Annotated in this window: 15 protein-coding genes; 7 read left to right on the forward strand and 8 right to left on the reverse strand. The window is 62.3% G+C overall.

Annotated features, from left to right (window positions below):
- Positions 1-8: 8 nt before the first annotated feature.
- From ACIGGE_RS07990 to ACIGGE_RS08005, 4 genes are read right to left on the reverse strand one after another with little or no spacing between them, the layout of a single operon-like run.
- Complete coding sequence (locus ACIGGE_RS07990; RefSeq protein WP_397489966.1) at positions 9-860, reverse strand: XdhC family protein; 852 nt, start codon at positions 858-860, stop codon at positions 9-11.
- On the reverse strand, positions 860-3,049 hold the full coding sequence (locus ACIGGE_RS07995; protein WP_397489967.1) for a xanthine dehydrogenase family protein molybdopterin-binding subunit: 2,190 nt from the start codon (positions 3,047-3,049) through the stop codon (positions 860-862). The genes ACIGGE_RS07990 and ACIGGE_RS07995 overlap by 1 nt, the downstream gene beginning before the upstream one ends.
- Positions 3,046-4,029: an FAD binding domain-containing protein gene (locus ACIGGE_RS08000; RefSeq protein ID WP_397489968.1), complete on the reverse strand. Its 984-nt coding sequence runs from the start codon at positions 4,027-4,029 to the stop codon at positions 3,046-3,048. The genes ACIGGE_RS07995 and ACIGGE_RS08000 overlap by 4 nt, the downstream gene beginning before the upstream one ends.
- A complete protein-coding gene (locus ACIGGE_RS08005; protein WP_397489969.1) occupies positions 4,026-4,535 on the reverse strand; it encodes a 2Fe-2S iron-sulfur cluster-binding protein in 510 nt (169 codons plus the stop codon). The genes ACIGGE_RS08000 and ACIGGE_RS08005 overlap by 4 nt, the downstream gene beginning before the upstream one ends.
- 588 nt (positions 4,536-5,123) lie before the next feature.
- Here ACIGGE_RS08005 and ACIGGE_RS08010 point away from each other — a divergent pair.
- From ACIGGE_RS08010 to ACIGGE_RS08020, 3 genes are all read left to right on the forward strand, one after another.
- Entirely contained in the window at positions 5,124-5,486 is a 363-nt protein-coding gene (locus ACIGGE_RS08010; RefSeq protein WP_397489970.1) for a hypothetical protein, read from the forward strand.
- Between the two features lie 21 nt (positions 5,487-5,507).
- A complete protein-coding gene (locus ACIGGE_RS08015; protein WP_397489971.1) occupies positions 5,508-5,759 on the forward strand; it encodes an alpha/beta fold hydrolase in 252 nt (83 codons plus the stop codon).
- Positions 5,760-6,260: 501 nt separating this feature from the next.
- The gene (locus tag ACIGGE_RS08020) at positions 6,261-7,442 is read left to right on the forward strand and encodes a zinc-dependent alcohol dehydrogenase (protein WP_397489972.1); all 1,182 of its coding nucleotides are present in this window, start codon (positions 6,261-6,263) and stop codon (positions 7,440-7,442) included.
- Positions 7,443-7,521: 79 nt separating this feature from the next.
- On the opposite strand, the gene ACIGGE_RS08025 is transcribed toward ACIGGE_RS08020, so the two are convergent.
- Complete coding sequence (locus ACIGGE_RS08025; protein WP_397489973.1) at positions 7,522-7,650, reverse strand: hypothetical protein; 129 nt, start codon at positions 7,648-7,650, stop codon at positions 7,522-7,524.
- Positions 7,651-7,859: 209 nt separating this feature from the next.
- On the opposite strand from ACIGGE_RS08025, the gene ACIGGE_RS08030 reads away from it, so the two are divergent.
- The gene (locus ACIGGE_RS08030; protein ID WP_397489974.1) at positions 7,860-8,561 is read left to right on the forward strand and encodes a Glu/Leu/Phe/Val dehydrogenase family protein; all 702 of its coding nucleotides are present in this window, start codon (positions 7,860-7,862) and stop codon (positions 8,559-8,561) included.
- Positions 8,562-8,931: 370 nt separating this feature from the next.
- On the opposite strand, the gene ygiD is transcribed toward ACIGGE_RS08030, so the two are convergent.
- From ygiD to ACIGGE_RS08045, 3 genes are all read right to left on the reverse strand, one after another.
- Positions 8,932-9,783, reverse strand: coding sequence for a 4,5-DOPA dioxygenase extradiol (gene ygiD / locus ACIGGE_RS08035; protein ID WP_100260587.1), 852 nt, complete (start codon positions 9,781-9,783; stop codon positions 8,932-8,934).
- A 151-nt stretch (positions 9,784-9,934) separates the two neighbouring features.
- The gene (locus tag ACIGGE_RS08040) at positions 9,935-10,765 is read right to left on the reverse strand and encodes an aldo/keto reductase (RefSeq protein ID WP_397489975.1); all 831 of its coding nucleotides are present in this window, start codon (positions 10,763-10,765) and stop codon (positions 9,935-9,937) included.
- Positions 10,766-10,842: 77 nt separating this feature from the next.
- Positions 10,843-11,421, reverse strand: coding sequence for a TetR/AcrR family transcriptional regulator (locus ACIGGE_RS08045; RefSeq protein WP_397489976.1), 579 nt, complete (start codon positions 11,419-11,421; stop codon positions 10,843-10,845).
- Between the two features lie 138 nt (positions 11,422-11,559).
- Here ACIGGE_RS08045 and ACIGGE_RS08050 point away from each other — a divergent pair, with 138 nt between their 5' ends.
- The 3 genes from ACIGGE_RS08050 (at position 11,560) to ACIGGE_RS08060 (ending at position 16,631) form a co-directional block, all read left to right on the forward strand.
- On the forward strand, positions 11,560-12,549 hold the full coding sequence (locus tag ACIGGE_RS08050) for a zinc-dependent alcohol dehydrogenase family protein (RefSeq protein WP_397489977.1): 990 nt from the start codon (positions 11,560-11,562) through the stop codon (positions 12,547-12,549).
- Positions 12,550-12,682: 133 nt separating this feature from the next.
- Positions 12,683-13,792, forward strand: a complete 1,110-nt coding sequence (locus tag ACIGGE_RS08055) for an S-(hydroxymethyl)glutathione dehydrogenase/class III alcohol dehydrogenase (protein WP_397489978.1) — start codon at positions 12,683-12,685, stop codon at positions 13,790-13,792.
- A gap of 178 nt (positions 13,793-13,970) precedes the next feature.
- Positions 13,971-16,631, forward strand: coding sequence for an excinuclease ABC subunit A (locus ACIGGE_RS08060; RefSeq protein WP_397489979.1), 2,661 nt, complete (start codon positions 13,971-13,973; stop codon positions 16,629-16,631).
- The last annotated feature ends 54 nt before the right edge of the window (positions 16,632-16,685 follow it).

The following is a 16,685-nucleotide window of genomic DNA, read 5'->3' on the forward strand; positions in this document are numbered from 1 at the left end:
TCCTTGGTTCAGGCGGGGGCAGGCATTTGCTCGTAGCGACCGACGATTTCGGATAGCGCCGACAGCGCAAGGTTTCGCGGAGACTTGCAGGAGTGCAGCAGTCCGATCGGACTTGTCAGACGGGTGATTCGCTCTTCCGGAACACCGCGCGCGGCGAGCGCCAATGTCCGATTGGAACGCGCCCGCTCCCCGCCCTGCGCTCCAATATAGAATGCGTCACTTACCAACGCCTGTTCGAGCAAAGCCAACTCCCATTCGTGATCGTGGAAGAGAAGCAGGCAGGCCGTCCAGGGATCGTAGCGCACTTTCTTTGTCGCTTGGCCGAGAGCGAGTTTATCCCGCGATAACACTTCGACATCGATTGTCATGGCCGAGCCCAGGGCAGCGACAGCCGCGAGTTCCGGCCCCTCACCCAGGACGACAAGTTTCAGCGCTGGCAGATAGGTACGGTTCAGCAAAGGGCCTGTTCCTTCAAGCGCCAGCTGGGCCGGGCGACGCGCTTGCAGCGCTTCGAGGGCGGATCGACAGGCCCCGCGATCCGGTTTCGGTTCGAGCAGGATATCGAGTCCCCCACCACACGGCAGGCGGAAATCGATCCGGGAGGACCCGCGTCCATAGCGCACGACACGTGGCTGTGTGTATTGGGTCATGTCGCTTGCCAGCTGGATTTCCAGACAGCCATCGGCAAGATCCCCAACGGTGGTTCCGTCCGGCAATACCGCCAATTGCGCACCCAGGCGCCGCGAGAAGCTGCCGTCGATCCCGACGATCGTGCAAAGCCCGACACCCGGTTGGCACGCAGCGGCGAGCGCGAGGTGATCCTCGTCGCGCACCGTCTGAATCGCATAGTCGGCCAGCATCAGTCGGGCATCGCAGCCAGAACGCGGTCCGGCGTCATCGGATAATCGTACAGCCGCGCACCGCAGGCGTTGTAGATCGCGTTGGCGATGGCCGCCGCGCCTCCGCACATGCCAAGCTCGCCGATGCCTTTGGCCTGGATGGGGCTGGCCACGCCATCGCGTTCTTCCACCAGCACGACTTCCAAATCGGGAACGTCGCGATGAACAGGCACGTGATATTCCGCAAGGTCGCAATTGACGAGATGTCCGTCGCGCGGATCGAACTCGAGGGCCTCGGTCAGCGCCAAACCGATGCTCCAGGTGATACCGCCGATGCATTGCGAACGGGCGGTCTTTGCGTTGAGCACACGCCCGAAGCCGAAGGCGCCGAGCATGCGGTCGACACGGGTTTCGCCGGTGTAGTGGTTGACGCGCACCTCGGCGAAGAAGGCTCCGAAGCCGGCCGCAGTGTAATCGTCTTCGATATCGCCCGGCTCGTAATGGCCTTCGCGGGCAAGGTCCTTGCCGCCGAGAAGGTCCGTCAGCGCCTCGCCGCCAGCGCTCTTGCCTTCGCGCAGTTCGAGTTCCTGCTCACTCGTGTCGAGCTTTGCGGCCAGTTCCTCGCGGATCGCCTTGCAGGCGATGTACACGGCTGAACCGATCGATGCCGCGCCCCAGCTTCCGCCCGAGCCCGGGCCGCGCGGATGGCGCGTGTCGCCCAGTTCGACCAGGACCTGGTCCGGCATCAACCCTAGCATCTCCCCGGCGATCTGCGCGAGGATGGTGTACGTCCCGGTGCCGATATCGGTCATGTCGGTTTCGACCAATGCCGTGCCATCGGCTTTCAGCGTGACCCGGGCCTTTGCCTCGGCAATGCTGTGAGATCTCGAAGCGCTGGCCATGCCGGTGCCGATCCACCACTCGCCCTCTCGTCGCTGACGCGGCTTGCGGACGCCCTTTTCCCAACCAAAGGCCTCAGCCCCCTGTTTCAGGCATTCGGCAAGCTTATGCGAGGAAAACGGCAGATCCTTCTCCGGATCCCGTTCCGGTATGTTGCGCAAGCGCAGTTCGACCGGGTCGATGCCAACCTTTTCGGCAAGCACATCCATCGCGCTTTCAAGCGCCGGCATTCCCACCGCTTCTCCCGGTGCGCGCACCGATCCGGCCGTCATGAGATGGATGCGGGCAACCTTGAGCATCAGTTCCCGATTTTCGCCGCCGTAGATGAAATGCGACGATTGCAGCACAGGCTCGGCAAAGGTCTCTCCGGGAAGATTTGAAACCAGCGCCTCGTGACCGAAGCCGGTGAGCCTGCCTTCGCCGTCGGCAGCAAAACGCAGGCGCTGAGTGGTTTCGCTGCGGCGCATGACCGTCTGGAACACCTGCTGGCGCGACTGCACGACGCGGACTGGCCGCCCGATCTGTTTCGCCGCCAGCGCGGCGGCGACCACCTCTTCGCTGAGCCCTAGCTTTGACCCGAAGCCGCCCCCGACAAAGCGGGAAATGAGGCGGATATTGTCCTCCTCCATATCCAGCGCGTCCGCCAGTTCAGTGATGTTGTAATTGAGCATCTGGAGCGAAGCGTGGACGGTCAGCTTCTCCCCATCCCACTCGGCGATGGCGGCATGCGGTTCCATCGCGGCGGAGGCATGGCCCTTGGTGGTAATGGTTACGTCGACGCTGTGCGGCGCTTCGGCCATGGCATGCGCCAGATCGCCCTGGTGCACCGTCTCGTCCTCCTGCTCTTCCGGCTCGACCGCGTTCGGGTCGAGCGGGGCCGCTGCGTCTTCGCGATATTCCACCTTCAGATGTTTGGCGGCGTCGCGCGCCTGTTCGAAGGTTTCTGCCAGCACCACTGCGATCGGCTGGCCCCAGTAGCAGATCTGCCGCGGCCCCTGCATGGGCGCTTCATTGGCCGTTCCCTGCGCGGCACGGGTGGACATCTTTTCGTCATCGACCACCGCAATCACGCCGGGCATGGACAGCACGCTCGTCCGATCGATGCCGGCAACCTCGCCGCGGGTGATGGTCGAAGTGACCAGCACACCCTCGGCACAACCGTCGATGTGGTATTCGGCGGCATAGGGCGCGGTGCCGGTGACTTTGGCCAGTCCCTCCACGCGCGGTAGGGACTTGCCCAGCACGCCTTGCTTCATGCCGTCGAGGCGGTTGGAAGTGTCAGGCTCGTCCTGCTTGAAATAGATCGTCATGCTGCGTTCTCCGTCGCTTGTGTCAGAACGGCGCGGAGCGTCCGACGCGTAAGCGGTATCTTGAAATCGTTCTCGCCATAGCCGCGTGCGTCTTCGAGCAAGAGATCGGCGGCCTTGTCGAACAGCGCTTCCGACGGAGTCTGGCCGATCAGCGCTTCGCCGACGCGCGGATCGAACCACGGCTTGTGCGCGAGACCGCCAAAGGAGAGATCCGCGCGGGAAAACTTGCCTTCGGTCAGCTCGATTATAGCGGCGACGGAAACGAGCGCGAAGGCGTAAGACGAACGCTCGCGCACCTTGCGATAGATTTGCGTCCCGCCGACTGGCGCTTTGAGAACGATGCCGGTGATGACCTCGCCCGGTTCGAGGACATTCTCGATCCACGGGGTATCGCCCGGGAGCAAGTGGAAGTCGCGCACCGGCACGCTGCGCTCGCCCTTTCCTCCAGCGATGTCGACCGTGGCATCGAGCGCGCTCAGCGCCACGGCCATGTCGCCCGGATAGGTTGCGATGCATTGCTCGCTCGTGCCCAGGATCGCGTGGAGTTTCGCGATGCCGCCAATCGCCCCGCAGCCGCTGCCTGGTTCACGCTTGTTGCAGGGCTGGTCGATATTGGTGAAATAGAAGCACCGCGTTCGCTGGCACAGATTGCCGCCATTGGTGGCCTTGTTGCGCAGCTGCTGCGTCGCTCCGGCCAGGATCGCGCGTGAGAGTACCGGATAGTCGGAACGCACGCGCGGATGAACAGCGGTCTCTGTATTCGTGGCGAGCGCGCCGAGCCGCAGGCCGCCGTCGTCCGTGTCCTCGATATCCGCAAAGCCCAGCCGGTTGATGTCCGCAAGCTGACCGGGCTTCTCCACCTGCAGCTTCATCAGGTCGAGCAGGTTGGTCCCGCCTGCAATCGCAAGCGTATCTTCGCCTGCGGTCATGTTTGACGCTTCGGCGAGCGAAGGCGCGCGGGTGTATTGGAACGGCCTCATGACTTGCCTCCCGCCGCGACTTCCTCGATCGCGGCGACGATATTCGCGTAGGCGCCGCAGCGGCACAGATTGCCGCTCATGCGCTCGCGTATTTCCTCGCCGGAGATGGACATGCGTCCTTCGAGGCTTCCGCTGGCGTCACTCGGCCAGTTGGCGGCCAATTCTTCCAGCATGGCAGTGGCCGAACAGATCTGACCCGGCGTGCAATAGCCGCACTGGAAGCCGTCATGCTCGAGAAAAGCGCGCTGGAGGGCTGACGGCTCGTCGGGCGTGCCGATTCCTTCGATGGTCGTCACGCTGTCGCCATCGTGCATTGCCGCCAGCGTCAGGCAGCTGTTGATCCGGATGCCGTTCACGATCACTGTGCAAGCACCACACTGGCCGTGGTCACAACCCTTCTTCGTGCCGGTCAGGCCAATGTGTTGCCGCAGAAAATCGAGAAGACTGACCCGCGGGTCGTCCGGCATGGGGTGAGCGGTTCCATTTACGGTGATCGTGTCGGTCAAGCGCGCCTCCTTTCCCCTAAGAACCGCTGGGCGACCAAAGATATCCAAAAAACATCTGCTAAAATAGGAGGCGCCTCGCCAACGATTGGCTGAACCGAATGCGGGATTCTTGGGCAGGAAGATCGGCACCGATGGTTTCATGGCTTCAGGACAGCTCTGAGTAGGGTGCTCCGCCTAAAATCAGGGCGCATTCCCCACCGATCGACGGGGGGCCGTTAGCCGACGGGCAGCTTTTCGACACAAAGGGCAATAGCGGACCTTTCGCTGTCGGCCCCATGCTGCCTTGCGGGCTAGTATTGCCGAATGACTGGAAAGGGGCCGATTCCAAACTGTCTGCTGATAGGGTCGAAATTCGGAAAAGCAGCCGCTCGGCTACCGTCCCCAGAGCGGACTGTCCGTTCTTATCGACTTTATTGACTATGTCGACATTCGGGGCGGGGGGGACCTAAGTCCTTGTGACGCGTTACCTTTGCATGAGCATACTTCACGCGCGACTAGGCCGCAGAAAACCCATCTGCTCGTCCACGGCTTGGGGGGAGCCGTCGGTTCTAGGATACGATCTCGCCTGCCCTCGCCCAAGCGAGAGAGGTGATTATCCTGGAACTGCCTAGCCACGGGCAGGCTCCCGCACAGGTCGACAGCGGTACGTTCGAAGGGCTGGCGCGGAGCCTGGACGATTGGCTCGTCAAAGAGAACCTTACAGGGATCGACATGGTCGGCAGCTCCTTGGGCGCCGAGCTTGTGCTCGTGATGGCGCGGCGCGGTCGCGTCGGCTCAGTCGTCGCCCTGGACCCGGGCGGCTTCTGGCAAGGGTGGGAGCGGACGTACTTCCGGACCACCATAACGGCATCGATTGCACTGGTACGGACTTTGCGACCGGCACTTCCCGCCCTTCCGCGAAATGCCACCGGCCGGACTGCATTCATGCTGCAGCTTTCCGCAAGATCCTGAACGCTCGATCCCGGTTTCGTCTTGAATGAACTGCAGTCGTTTGCCGATACGCTTACGTTCGACTCGTTGGTAAAGGACCTTGCCACTGGCCCGATGCAGGAAGGCTCCGCGACCCGGTCGACCCGGTCGACCCGGGTGGTCATCGGCCGGGGTCACAAGGATCGCCTGTGTCTGCCGCAGCAGGCCAGCCGCGCGAAAGCTGCCTACCCGGAAGCGACAATGCACTGGTTCGAGCGCAGCGGACACTTCCCTATGTGGGATCGGCCAGATTAAGCGATCCGCGTCATTCTCGATGCCACGGATCGCTAGGACTCTGAATGATGCTCCGGTAAGCTGGTTAGTATTCGAAAAAGCGCACAGCAGAGCTCGCCTCCGCGCTCACGCCATCTATTTTGGGTCGGGAGAGGATCTCTGGTCCTGGCAGCAGTATCGTAGAGCACTGACATTCGCCGGATAATCTCGATCTCCGTCCTTCAGTCATCGCTTCCGATGCCACGAGGTGTGTCAAGCACGCTACCATTGAGGAAGCCTGGCACCGGCATAAGCACTTGCAAGCGATGACAAACTACTGGTGTCATTGCAGGTTGAGAGGACAGTCAATTGTGATGGTGCTGTCAGTCCCATTTCGGCAACTCGATCGATGGCATCAAGCAAAGCGTAAAAAACGCCTCGGTCGATCCCAACCCAATGGCCGTCTAACATCTGCCAGACTAGGAACTTCTGAGGTTTGAAAGGGTAGAAGGAATAACCGAATTCATCGAAAAGGGCCCAAATATGCGCGCATTAGTCTGGAACGGAACGAACGACATCCGCTGCGAAACGGTCGACGATCCTCGCATCGAGGATCCCCGGGACTGCATTCTCAAGGTCAGTTCGACCGCGATCTGCGGCTCCGACCTGCATCTGATGGATGGTGTCGTTCCCAAGATGAAACAGGGCGATATCCTGGGCCACGAATTCATGGGCGAAGTCGTCGAGGTCGGTGCGGATGTTAAAAGGTTGAAGGTCGGCGACCGGGTGGTGGTGCCCTTCACCATATCCTGCGGCGAATGCTGGTTCTGCCAGCGCGAAATGTATTCTCTGTGCGATACGACCAATCGCACCGCGGAAAACGCGCGCGCGGCCATGGGCCACGCTCCTGCCGGACTTTTCGGTTATTCCCATCTGACCGGTGGCTATTCCGGCGGTCAGGCAGAATATGTCAGGGTGCCCCACGCCGATGTCGGTCCGATCAAGCTGGAAAACGACCTGCCGGACGACAAGGTGCTGTTCCTGTCCGACATCTTTCCGACTGGCTGGATGGCGGCGGAAAACGCCATCGGCGATGAAAAGGGCAAAACCGTTGCGGTGTGGGGAGCAGGACCGGTCGGCCAGTTCGCAGTGCGCAGCGCGTGGATGATGGGAGCGGAACGGGTCATCGTGATCGACCGGGTGCCTGAAAGGCTGGCACTCGCCGCGAGCTACGGCAAAGCCGAAACCATCGATTACAGCCAGACCGACGTCAAGGAGGCGCTAGACGAGATGACGGGTGGCCGGGGACCGGATGCAGGCATCGACGCGGTCGGCGCTGAGGCCCACGGGCACGGCGTGCTGGGCGATATCAAGGACAAGGTCGAGCTGCACACCACCGGCATGTCCGACCAGCCGTTTGCGCTGCAGGAAATGGTCATGTCGGTGCGCAAGGGCGGGGCGCTGTCCGTCCCCGGCGTCTATGCCGATAAGGTGACGTTCCCGATCGGGCCCTTCATGAACAAGGGGCTCACCATGAAATCGGGACAGACACACATGCAGCGCTATCTCGCGCCGCTGCTTAAGCGGGTGGAAGCCGGTGAGATCGACCTTTCGGGCATCATCACGCATCGGGGCGACCTCAAGGACGGGCCCGATTTCTACAAGACCTTCCGCGACAAGGACGATGGCTGCATCAAATGCGTGATGAAACCGGAGGAGCTATGATTCAGGTACCGGTTATCTGAAACTGAATGAGCTAACCCTCGCGCCAAGGATCGGACGTCTGATCGATCGTGAGTTCGTCTCAATAAGGTCGGCGGGCCGCCGCGGGGTCGGTGCGGTTGTGATCGAGCCAGCGATCGGCGGAGATGAGGATGACCGGCTTCTGGTTGTAGAAGCGCAAGGCCTCTTTCGAAGCGTCGGTGATGGTCATCGAATAGCTACGCCTCATTCGTCGCTGTCGCGCTAGATACCGGCGCATACGAGCTTGTCGCCCTCGGGGTGGTCGAACCAGATACGGCCTTTAGCGTCCTTTGGTGCTTCGGCATCGTAAAAGGATGAAACGGGTACCAGGCAGCGGCGGCGAATGGGCAGTACGTCACGGCAGAGGACGTCGGTACGACCCCCCAAGACATGGCGCTGGTGCGAACACATACGGCCCATGTCGCCGGGTTACCGCTGGAAGCTGATAGCGTCGGCGGCGATCCATCGCCATGGACCGCACGGGGGGTCTTTCCGTCGATGGAGCTTGCCGCCCACCAAAGGCTGCATCGGCCACTGTCCGACTGCACGATCGCCATTCGAGGCGTCGGTCACGTTGGCGTCGCACTCGCGCAGATGCCGCACCAGGCAGGGGCGCAATTGCTGGTGTCCGATGTCAACGCCGCCGCGGCAGCGCGGTTGGCCATCGCAACCGGCGGCACCATCGTTGGTGCCGCCGACATTCTCTCGGCCAAGGCGGACATATTCGCTCCCTGTGCGCTGGGCGGCGTGATCGACCAAGTGGCGGCGGGCAAATTGCGGGCGAAGGTCGTCTGCGGAGGAGCCAACAATCAGCTGGCCACTACGGCGGACGGCGACCGTCTTGCCGAGTGCGATATTCTTTACGCGCCTGACTACGTCGTGAACGCAGGAGGAATCATCAACGTCGCCGCGGAATATCTGGGCTGGCCCCAAGCAGATTCGAACGCACGGGTGGAAGCGACTGCAGATCGTCTGGCAGACGTGTTCACCCACGCAGAAACGCACGGAGTCGCGCCACACACCGCTGCCGATCAATTGGCTCGGCAGCGGATCGCCAACGCCTCGCTGGACGCGCCTGACGAACTCGCTGTCGCTGCGTGACCGTGGACCGATTTCTTATTCGCGGGGTCGGCTCGCTCGACATGCCTTTGCGTGTGCTCGACCTCATGTCCCTATAGGGTGCAACTGTCTATCGCGCCGTCATCGACAAAGAGGGCGACGATTATTGCGTCTTGGTCGAGGCTTGTGCGCAGCGCCCACAGTTGATGGTCGAGAAAATCCGCGGCATGATCCTCGTCAGTTCGGTCGAACACGTCCTCTAGGAAGGCAAGATCATTAGGCGCGACTTCGCGAGCCGGGAGGGCAGAGCCAGGATTCCGACATGTTCTCGTGTTCAAGGATCAAGACGAACTCCGACGTTTCGCATCTTCCGTCCTGACTTCATCATGCCTGTCCGCCGTGTACCGAGGGATTATGTATTCGTCTGGTCGGCCGGCACATCACTCGGCAAGTTGGCCGCGCCCGTTTTTTCGGAGCATGCCAAACCTTCAGTGCCAAGACCGTAACAGGTCATGGACACTGAACCCATCGAATAGCCGCGCACCAGCGGATCAAGGGTTTCGTTGCGGGCAGCCGCCATTCCGGCAAGATAAATCAGCGGAACGAAATGGTCGGGCGTGGGAACCGCCGCGGCATAATCGGGATGCTCCACAAGGCGCAGCAGATCGCCCGGGTTTTCTGCCAGTTGGCGAACCGCTGCTTCATCGAAACGCTCTGCCCAGTCGAACGCAAAATCGGGCTGGTTCCAGCGCACGGCTCGGAGGTTGTGAACGACATTTCCGCTAGCGACCACCAGGACGTCGCGGTCCTGCAAGGCTGCCAGTCTTGCGCCAAGGTCAAGATGATAGCTCAGCGGCTTGAGCGCGTTGATCGAGAGCTGCACCACCGGGATGTCCGCCTCAGGGTACAGGTGCGCGAGCACCGACCACGTTCCGTGATCGAGACCCCACTGATCCTGGTCGAGACCCACCCACTCGGGCTTAACCAGCTCAACGATCTCTTTCGCGAGGTCCGGATCGCCCTGGGCCGGATATTCAAAGTCGAACAGCTCCTGTGGGAATCCGTAGAAATCGTGGATTGTGCGAGGGCGTGCCATGGCCGTCACCGCCGTAGCACCGAAATACCAATGTGCAGAAACCACGAGGATCGCCTTGGGGCGGGGCAACTCAGGCCCGAATGCCCGCCAGGCCGAGGTGTAGCCATTGCTCTCGAGCGTGTTCATCGGGCTTCCGTGGCCGATAAAGAGTGCGGGCATCCGATCCATAAGAAGACTCCTAGTGGTTCACCTTGCTGCGCGAAGGCTTGCGAAGTGATACTTCACGCGCCAGTGGCAGGCTCAACAAGTTTAAATTCGGCTTCTACCGCCGATCCTTCTTACGCTCTGTTCCTTCGAGCGATAATATCGTCATCTGACGCTAAAGCATCTCGAGTGGACGGCGGTGGCGTGGCCTGGGAAATGCCGCGTCGAGTGTCGCAAGCTGAGCGTCGGAAAGAACGATATCGGCGGCGGCGCGGTTCTCCCGCACATGTGCGACTGAACTCGCTTTCGGGATGGCGATAAGACCATCTTGCCGCAACGTCCACGAAAGTGCGACCTGCACAGGGGTTGCGCCAACCTCGGCTGCAATTTTGTCGAGAGCGGGGTGGGCAGAAAGTCGTCCCTGCTCGACCGGACTATACGCCATAACCGGTATGTTATGCTCGGCGAGCCACGGCAGCAGGTCCAATTCGGGGCCTCGCCGGACTAAATTGTAGAGGATCTGGTCGGTCACGCAGCCATTCCCGCCGGCAGCGACAAGCTCTTCCATATCGTCGGTATCGAGATTGCTGACACCCCAGTGTCGGATCTTTCCTGCCGATTTGAGCGCCTCCAATGCCTCCACAGTCTCAGCGAGCGGCACCGATCCCCGCCAATGGAGCAGGTAAAGGTCCAGCCGGTCGGTGCCGAGCCGCTTCAGGCTCGCCTCGCACGCACCGGCAAGGCGGGAGCGCGATGCGTTCTGCGGATATGCCTTGCTGACGAGGAACAACTGGTCGCGAACGCCGCCCAGCGCCTCGGATATCAGCGTTTCCGCCGCACCATCGCCGTACATTTCGGCGGTATCGATGAGCGTCATGCCCAGTTCGACACCGGCGCGCAGCGCGGCGATCTCATCGGATCGGCGCTCGGCACGTTCGCCCATCTTCCAGGTGCCTTGACCCAGTGAAGGAACCACTTCCCCTCCCGGCAATGTCACGTGTTTCATGTGCTTTCGTCCTATGAGATGAGTTCGACTGTCCGGCCCGCGGGAGGGGGATTGGCAGATGACCACCAAGTTAACGATCATATCGCGGCCGGCCATCGATCGAGCGCCATTTTGGCGATGGAGAGCAGTTCGTTGAGCGTAGCGCCGTCGCGCGCCTGAACGGACATGCCTTGCATGACCGTGTTGATGAATTTGCCTAGCACGGCCGGATCGCTGTTGGCCGCAAGCTCGCCCTGCGCGGCACCGCGTTGCAGACGCTCGATCAGGAGGGCCTCCGCCGCGATACGCTTGTCGCGCAGCAGGCATTCGATGGCGGCGGACGCCGGCGAAACGGCTGCCGCTGCCGAATACATGAAGCAGCCGGCCGGCGTTCCAGGTTCCGAGAATGATGACGCCGCTCGTTCCAGCAGGCCTTTGACGGCCTCGTAGGTGGACAGCGCCGGATCGTTGATGGGTGCATAGAGGTGGACGCTGAACGTTGCGGCGTAGCGCTCGATCACCGCTGCAAACAGCCCCGCCTTGTTGCCAAACGCAGCATAGAGGCTTGCGGCGGCGACGCCAGTCTCCGCCACCAGATCGGCCATCGATGTCGCCTCGTAGCCGCGCTGCCAGAACAGCCGCACCGCCTTGTCGAGCGCAGCCTCAGTGTCGAACACACGAGGGCGACCTGCGCGGCGACGGGCTTTCGTCTCTGTCATCTCTGGTGCACGATATGGAACGATCGATAAATAATATCTTGAAACCGGTGGTCCACCCCCTTACAGAACGATCATTCAATAATCAAGGAGTCTGCAATGAGCCGCATTGTCCGTATCCACGAATATGGCGACGCCAGCGTCCTCAGGATTGAGGATGTGGCAGTCCCCGCGCCCGCGGAGGACGAAGTGCAGATCGCGGTGAAGGCGATTGGCATAAACCGCGCCGAGGTGATGTTCCGCAACCATGCCTACCTTCAGGAAGCCGAGTTCCCGAGCCGCCTCGGCTATGAGGCTGCCGGCACTGTAGCTGCGGTCGGCGCGGACGTGACCGGGTTTGCGGAAGGCGAAGCCGTCAGCGTCATCCCTCCGCTCGATATCGCGCGCTGGGGCACTTATGGCGAGGTCGCCAACGTGCCCGCCCGCCTCGTCGTCAAGCATCCGGCGGCGCTGTCGTTCGAGGAAGCGGCGGCCGTGTGGATGCAGTATGTCACCGCCTGGGGTGCGCTGGTGGAGCAGGCGAAACTCGGCGAGGGCGATTTCGTCATCGTCACTGCTGCATCCAGCAGCGTCGGCCTTGCTGCCTTCCAGATTGCGCGGATGGTCGGCGCGACGGTAATCGCGACGACGCGTACCGGCGCCAAGCGCCAGGCCCTGATCGATGCCGGCGCACATCATGTCGTCGCGACCGGGGAAGAGGATCTGGTAGCGAGGGTGATGGAGATAACCGATAGTCAAGGTGCGCGCGTGGTGCTCGATCCGGTCGGAGGCCCGTCGTTCGAGCCGCTGACCGAGAGCATGGCGCGCGGCGGCATCCTGCTCCAATATGGCGCGCTTAGCGACGAGCCGACGCCGTTCCCGTTGTTCTCCGTGTTGGGCAAGAGCCTCACGCTCAAGGGTTATGTCTACAGCGAGATCGTCTCGGACGACGCCGCCCTCGATCGCGCCAAGGCGTTTATCGTGGCGGGTCTGGAATCGGGCGCGCTCAAGCCGCGAATCGCGCGCACTTTCCCGCTCGACGCCATCCAGGACGCGCACCGCTTCCTCGAATCGAACGAGCAGATCGGCAAGGTCGTCGTTACGGTCTGACCGGCATACCGGGGAGTGAGCGATCGCTCCCCCCCTTCTCCGAAAGAGGATCGGACCCTCGGCGCCCATGAATTTGCGCTGACGCAACGGCCTCGCACCAGCAATCAGTTTAACTTAACGAGGGTATCCGAACATGAAATCTCGCGCCGCTGTAGCCTTCGAGGCGGGCAAGCCACTCGAAATCGTCGAAATCGATGTCGCCCCACCCCGGAAAGGTGAAGTGCTCATCCGGGTGACGCACACCGGTGTGTGCCACACCGACGCGTACACGCTGGAGGGGAGTGATCCGGAGGGTGTTTTCCCGGTGGTTCTGGGCCACGAGGGCGCGGGTATCGTTGTCGAGGTCGGTGAAGGCGTCACCAGCGTCGAGCCGGGCGATCACGTGATTCCACTTTACACCGCCGAGTGCGGCAAGTGCGACTTCTGCCTGTCGGGCAAGACCAACCTGTGCGTCGCTGTCCGCGAAACGCAGGGGAAGGGCTTGATGCCCGATGGCACCACCCGCTTTTCGTACAACGGCCAGCCCCTTTATCATTACATGGGCTGTTCGACCTTCAGTGAATATACTGTCGTCGCCGAAGTCTCGCTCGCCAAGATCAATCCCGAGGCAAACCCCGAACACGTCTGCCTGCTCGGCTGCGGCGTCACGACCGGCATCGGCGCAGTCCATAATACCGCCAAGGTCCAGCCCGGAGACTCGGTCGCCGTGTTCGGACTCGGCGGCATCGGCCTCGCGGCGATTCAGGGTGCGCGCCAGGCGAAGGCGGGTCGCATCATCGCCATCGACACCAATCCGTCCAAGTTCGAGCTGGCACGCCAGTTCGGTGCGACCGAGTGCATCAACCCCAAGGACCATGACAAGCCCATCCAGCAAGTGCTGATCGAGATGACGGGCTGGGGCATGGATCATACCTTCGAGTGCATCGGCAACGTCCACGTCATGCGCGCCGCGCTTGAATCAGCGCACCGTGGCTGGGGTCAGTCGATCGTGATCGGCGTTGCCGGCGCGGGCGAGGAAATCTCCACCCGCCCATTCCAGCTCGTCACGGGCCGCGTATGGAAGGGGTCAGCTTTCGGCGGCGTCAAGGGACGGACAGAGCTCCCCGGCATGGTCGAGGACGCGATGAGAGGCGATATCGATCTGGCCCCGTTCGTAACCCACACGATGGGTTTGGAGGAGATCAACGAGGCCTTCCAATTGATGCACGAAGGCAAGTCGATCCGCTCGGTCATTCACTACTGACCTATCGTTACGAAGCGGCGCGAGGCGCCCGGATCGACAATTCGTCCGTCATCATGGCCCGACCCAGGCCATGATGACGCGCGCTCTCGCAAATGGGCAACGCGTCGCGATGCATTCATCTGCTACCCGACTGTGATGAAACACGGGCCGCACGGGCGTATAGGGCAGGAAGACTGAAATGAAGAGCAAGGATATTCACGCGACGACGCCGGCCACCGATCATGGGCATACGGGGCCGCCCTCTTGCGTGCAGGTTCGCGGCGCGCGCCAGAATAACCTCAAGAATATTGACGTCGATGTACCGCGCGACGCCTTCGTGGTGTTCACCGGCATATCGGGTTCGGGCAAGTCATCGCTCGCGTTCGGCACCCTTTATGCCGAAGCCCAGCGGCGTTATCTGGAATCGGTTGCGCCCTATGCCCGTCGCCTGATCGACCAGGCCGGCGTGCCGGAGGTCGACACGATCGACGGATTGCCGCCTGCGGTCGCGTTGCAGCAGCAGCGCGGCTCGGCCAACGCGCGATCCTCGGTCGGCAGCGTGACGACGCTCTCCAGCCTGGTGCGGATGCTCTATTCGCGCGTCGGCGAGTATCCGCGCCATCAACCCATGCTCTTTGCGGAGGATTTCTCCCCCAACACGGTCGCCGGCGCCTGCCCGACCTGTCACGGCATCGGGCGCGTCTATGACGCGACCGAAGAAACGATGGTTCCTGACGACAGCCTCACCATTCGCGACCGGGCGATCGCCGCCTGGCCGACCGCCTGGCATGGCCAGAACCTGCGCGATATCCTCGTTTCGCTCGGCTATGACGTCGATACGCCGTGGCGCGACCTGCCGAAAAAGGATCGCGACTGGATCCTCTTCACTGAAGAGGCGCCGACGGTGCCGGTCTATGCGGGCCTGACGCCCGAACAGACCCGGACGGCGCTCAAGCGCGGCATGGAGCCGAGCTACCAGGGCACCTTCACCGGCGCGCGCCGCTATGTGCTGGAAACCTTCGCCAACACGAAAAGCGCGCTGATGAAGAAGCGCGTCTCGCAATATATCATCGGACGCGATTGCCCGACCTGCGACGGCAAGCGCCTGAAGCGCGAAGCCCTGTCCGTGAAGTTCGCGGGCCTTGACATCGCCGAGTTCGGCGACCTGACGGTGTTGAAACTCCGGGACTTGCTCACGCCCGTCGCGCATGGCGAATACGGGGGCGCCGCGGCGGTCCCGAAGGGCCATGTCCTCGGCAAGGCGGCGCGCGATGCGGCGGTCGAACGGCGAGTCGCGGCAGGAGGTTCGGCGCACAAGGCTGCGCCCGACGTGCGCCGCACGCCCAACCTTTCCGATGAAAAGCGGGTCGCCGCACAGCGTCTCGCCTGCGAATTGATCGAGCGGCTAGAGCCGCTGATCGATCTTGGCCTTGGCTACATTTCGCTCGACCGCAGCACGCCGACGCTCTCCTCCGGAGAGCTGCAACGCTTGCGGCTCGCCACGCAATTGTCGTCACAGCTTTTCGGCGTGGTCTATGTGCTCGACGAGCCTTCGGCGGGGTTGCACCCGGCAGATGGCGAAGCCTTGCTCACCATCCTCGAGCGTCTCAAGGCGGCGGGCAACTCCCTGTTCGTCGTCGAACATGATCTCGACGTGATCCGCCGCGCGGAATGGCTCGTCGATGTCGGGCCGGGAGCCGGGGAAAAGGGCGGTGAAGTCCTCTACAGCGGGCCGATAGAGGGGCTTGCCGACGTCGAGACTTCGATCACCCGCCGCTACCTGTTCGCAGAGCCGCTCCGCAGTGAGCACACCCCGCGCGACCCCAAGGCATGGCTACGCCTGGAAGGGATCAGGCGGAACAATCTCCATGGTCTCGACGTCGAGTTTCCCATCGGCTGTTTCACCGCTGTCACCGGCGTTTCGGGATCGGGCAAATCCAGCCTTGTCAGTCAGGCGCTGCCCGAGCTCGTCACGGAACACCTCGGCGGCTCACCCGTGGCCGAGGAGAAGGATATCGATCCGCTGCTCGATGTTGCGCAGAACGACACTGAAGGACGCATTGTCGCAGGCATGGAGCATGTTCGCAGGCTGGTGCGGGTCGATCAGAAACCGATCGGTCGCACGCCGCGTTCGAACCTAGCCACCTACAGCGGCATGTTCGACCATGTGCGACGGATCTTCGCTGATACGCCGCTCGCCCGCCGGCGGCATTACAGCCCGGGCAGGTTCTCGTTCAACGTCCCGCAAGGCCGCTGCCCTGTGTGCGAGGGCGAGGGATACGTCATGGTGGAGCTGCTGTTCCTGCCGAGCGTTTTTGCCCCGTGCTCGACCTGTCATGGCTCTCGCTACAACCCGCAAACGCTCGAAGTCGAATGGAACGGGCGCAATATCGCCCAGGTGCTCGAACTGACGGTCGACGATGCGTGCGATTTCTTCGCTGGCGAGGCATCGGTGATGCGCTCCCTCGACGTGTTGCGGGAGATCGGTCTTGGCTATCTGAGGCTCGGTCAGCCGGCGACCGAGCTGTCTGGCGGGGAGGCGCAGCGCATCAAGCTGGCGACTGAACTGCAACGCGCCCAGCGCGGCAACACGATCTACATCCTCGACGAGCCAACTTCGGGGCTTCACCCCTCCGATGCGGACCGGCTGATGCAACACCTGCAGGGCCTGGTAGACGCCGGCAATACGGTCGTAGTCGTCGAACATGACATGCGCGCCATCACACAGGCGGACTGGATCATCGACCTAGGACCGGGGGCCGGGGAAGATGGGGGCCGTATCGTTGCCAGCGGCGTCCCTGGCGTCGTTGCGGAAGCGGAAGGCAGTCTCACCGCCCGCTATCTCAAGGCGGCGCTGTAGGTCGTAAATCTGGCCGAACGCACGTTCGATCAGGTGCATCTCGACCACACGTTG

It is taken from the genome of Qipengyuania sp. NPDC077410, assembly GCF_044543405.1.
GTDB lineage: Bacteria > Pseudomonadota > Alphaproteobacteria > Sphingomonadales > Sphingomonadaceae > Qipengyuania > Qipengyuania pacifica.

Coding starts and splice junctions, on each gene's coding strand:
- ACIGGE_RS07990 (WP_397489966.1), bottom strand. CDS start 860: ATGCTGGCCGACTATGCGATTCAGACGGTGCGCGACGAGGATCACCTC.
- ACIGGE_RS07995 (WP_397489967.1), bottom strand. CDS start 3,049: ATGACGATCTATTTCAAGCAGGACGAGCCTGACACTTCCAACCGCCTC.
- ACIGGE_RS08000 (WP_397489968.1), bottom strand. CDS start 4,029: ATGAGGCCGTTCCAATACACCCGCGCGCCTTCGCTCGCCGAAGCGTCA.
- ACIGGE_RS08020 (WP_397489972.1), top strand. CDS start 6,261: ATGCGCGCATTAGTCTGGAACGGAACGAACGACATCCGCTGCGAAACG.
- ACIGGE_RS08025 (WP_397489973.1), bottom strand. CDS start 7,650: ATGACCATCACCGACGCTTCGAAAGAGGCCTTGCGCTTCTACAACCAG.
- ygiD (WP_100260587.1), bottom strand. CDS start 9,783: ATGGATCGGATGCCCGCACTCTTTATCGGCCACGGAAGCCCGATGAAC.
- ACIGGE_RS08040 (WP_397489975.1), bottom strand. CDS start 10,765: ATGAAACACGTGACATTGCCGGGAGGGGAAGTGGTTCCTTCACTGGGT.
- ACIGGE_RS08050 (WP_397489977.1), top strand. CDS start 11,560: ATGAGCCGCATTGTCCGTATCCACGAATATGGCGACGCCAGCGTCCTC.
- ACIGGE_RS08055 (WP_397489978.1), top strand. CDS start 12,683: ATGAAATCTCGCGCCGCTGTAGCCTTCGAGGCGGGCAAGCCACTCGAA.
- ACIGGE_RS08060 (WP_397489979.1), top strand. CDS start 13,971: ATGAAGAGCAAGGATATTCACGCGACGACGCCGGCCACCGATCATGGG.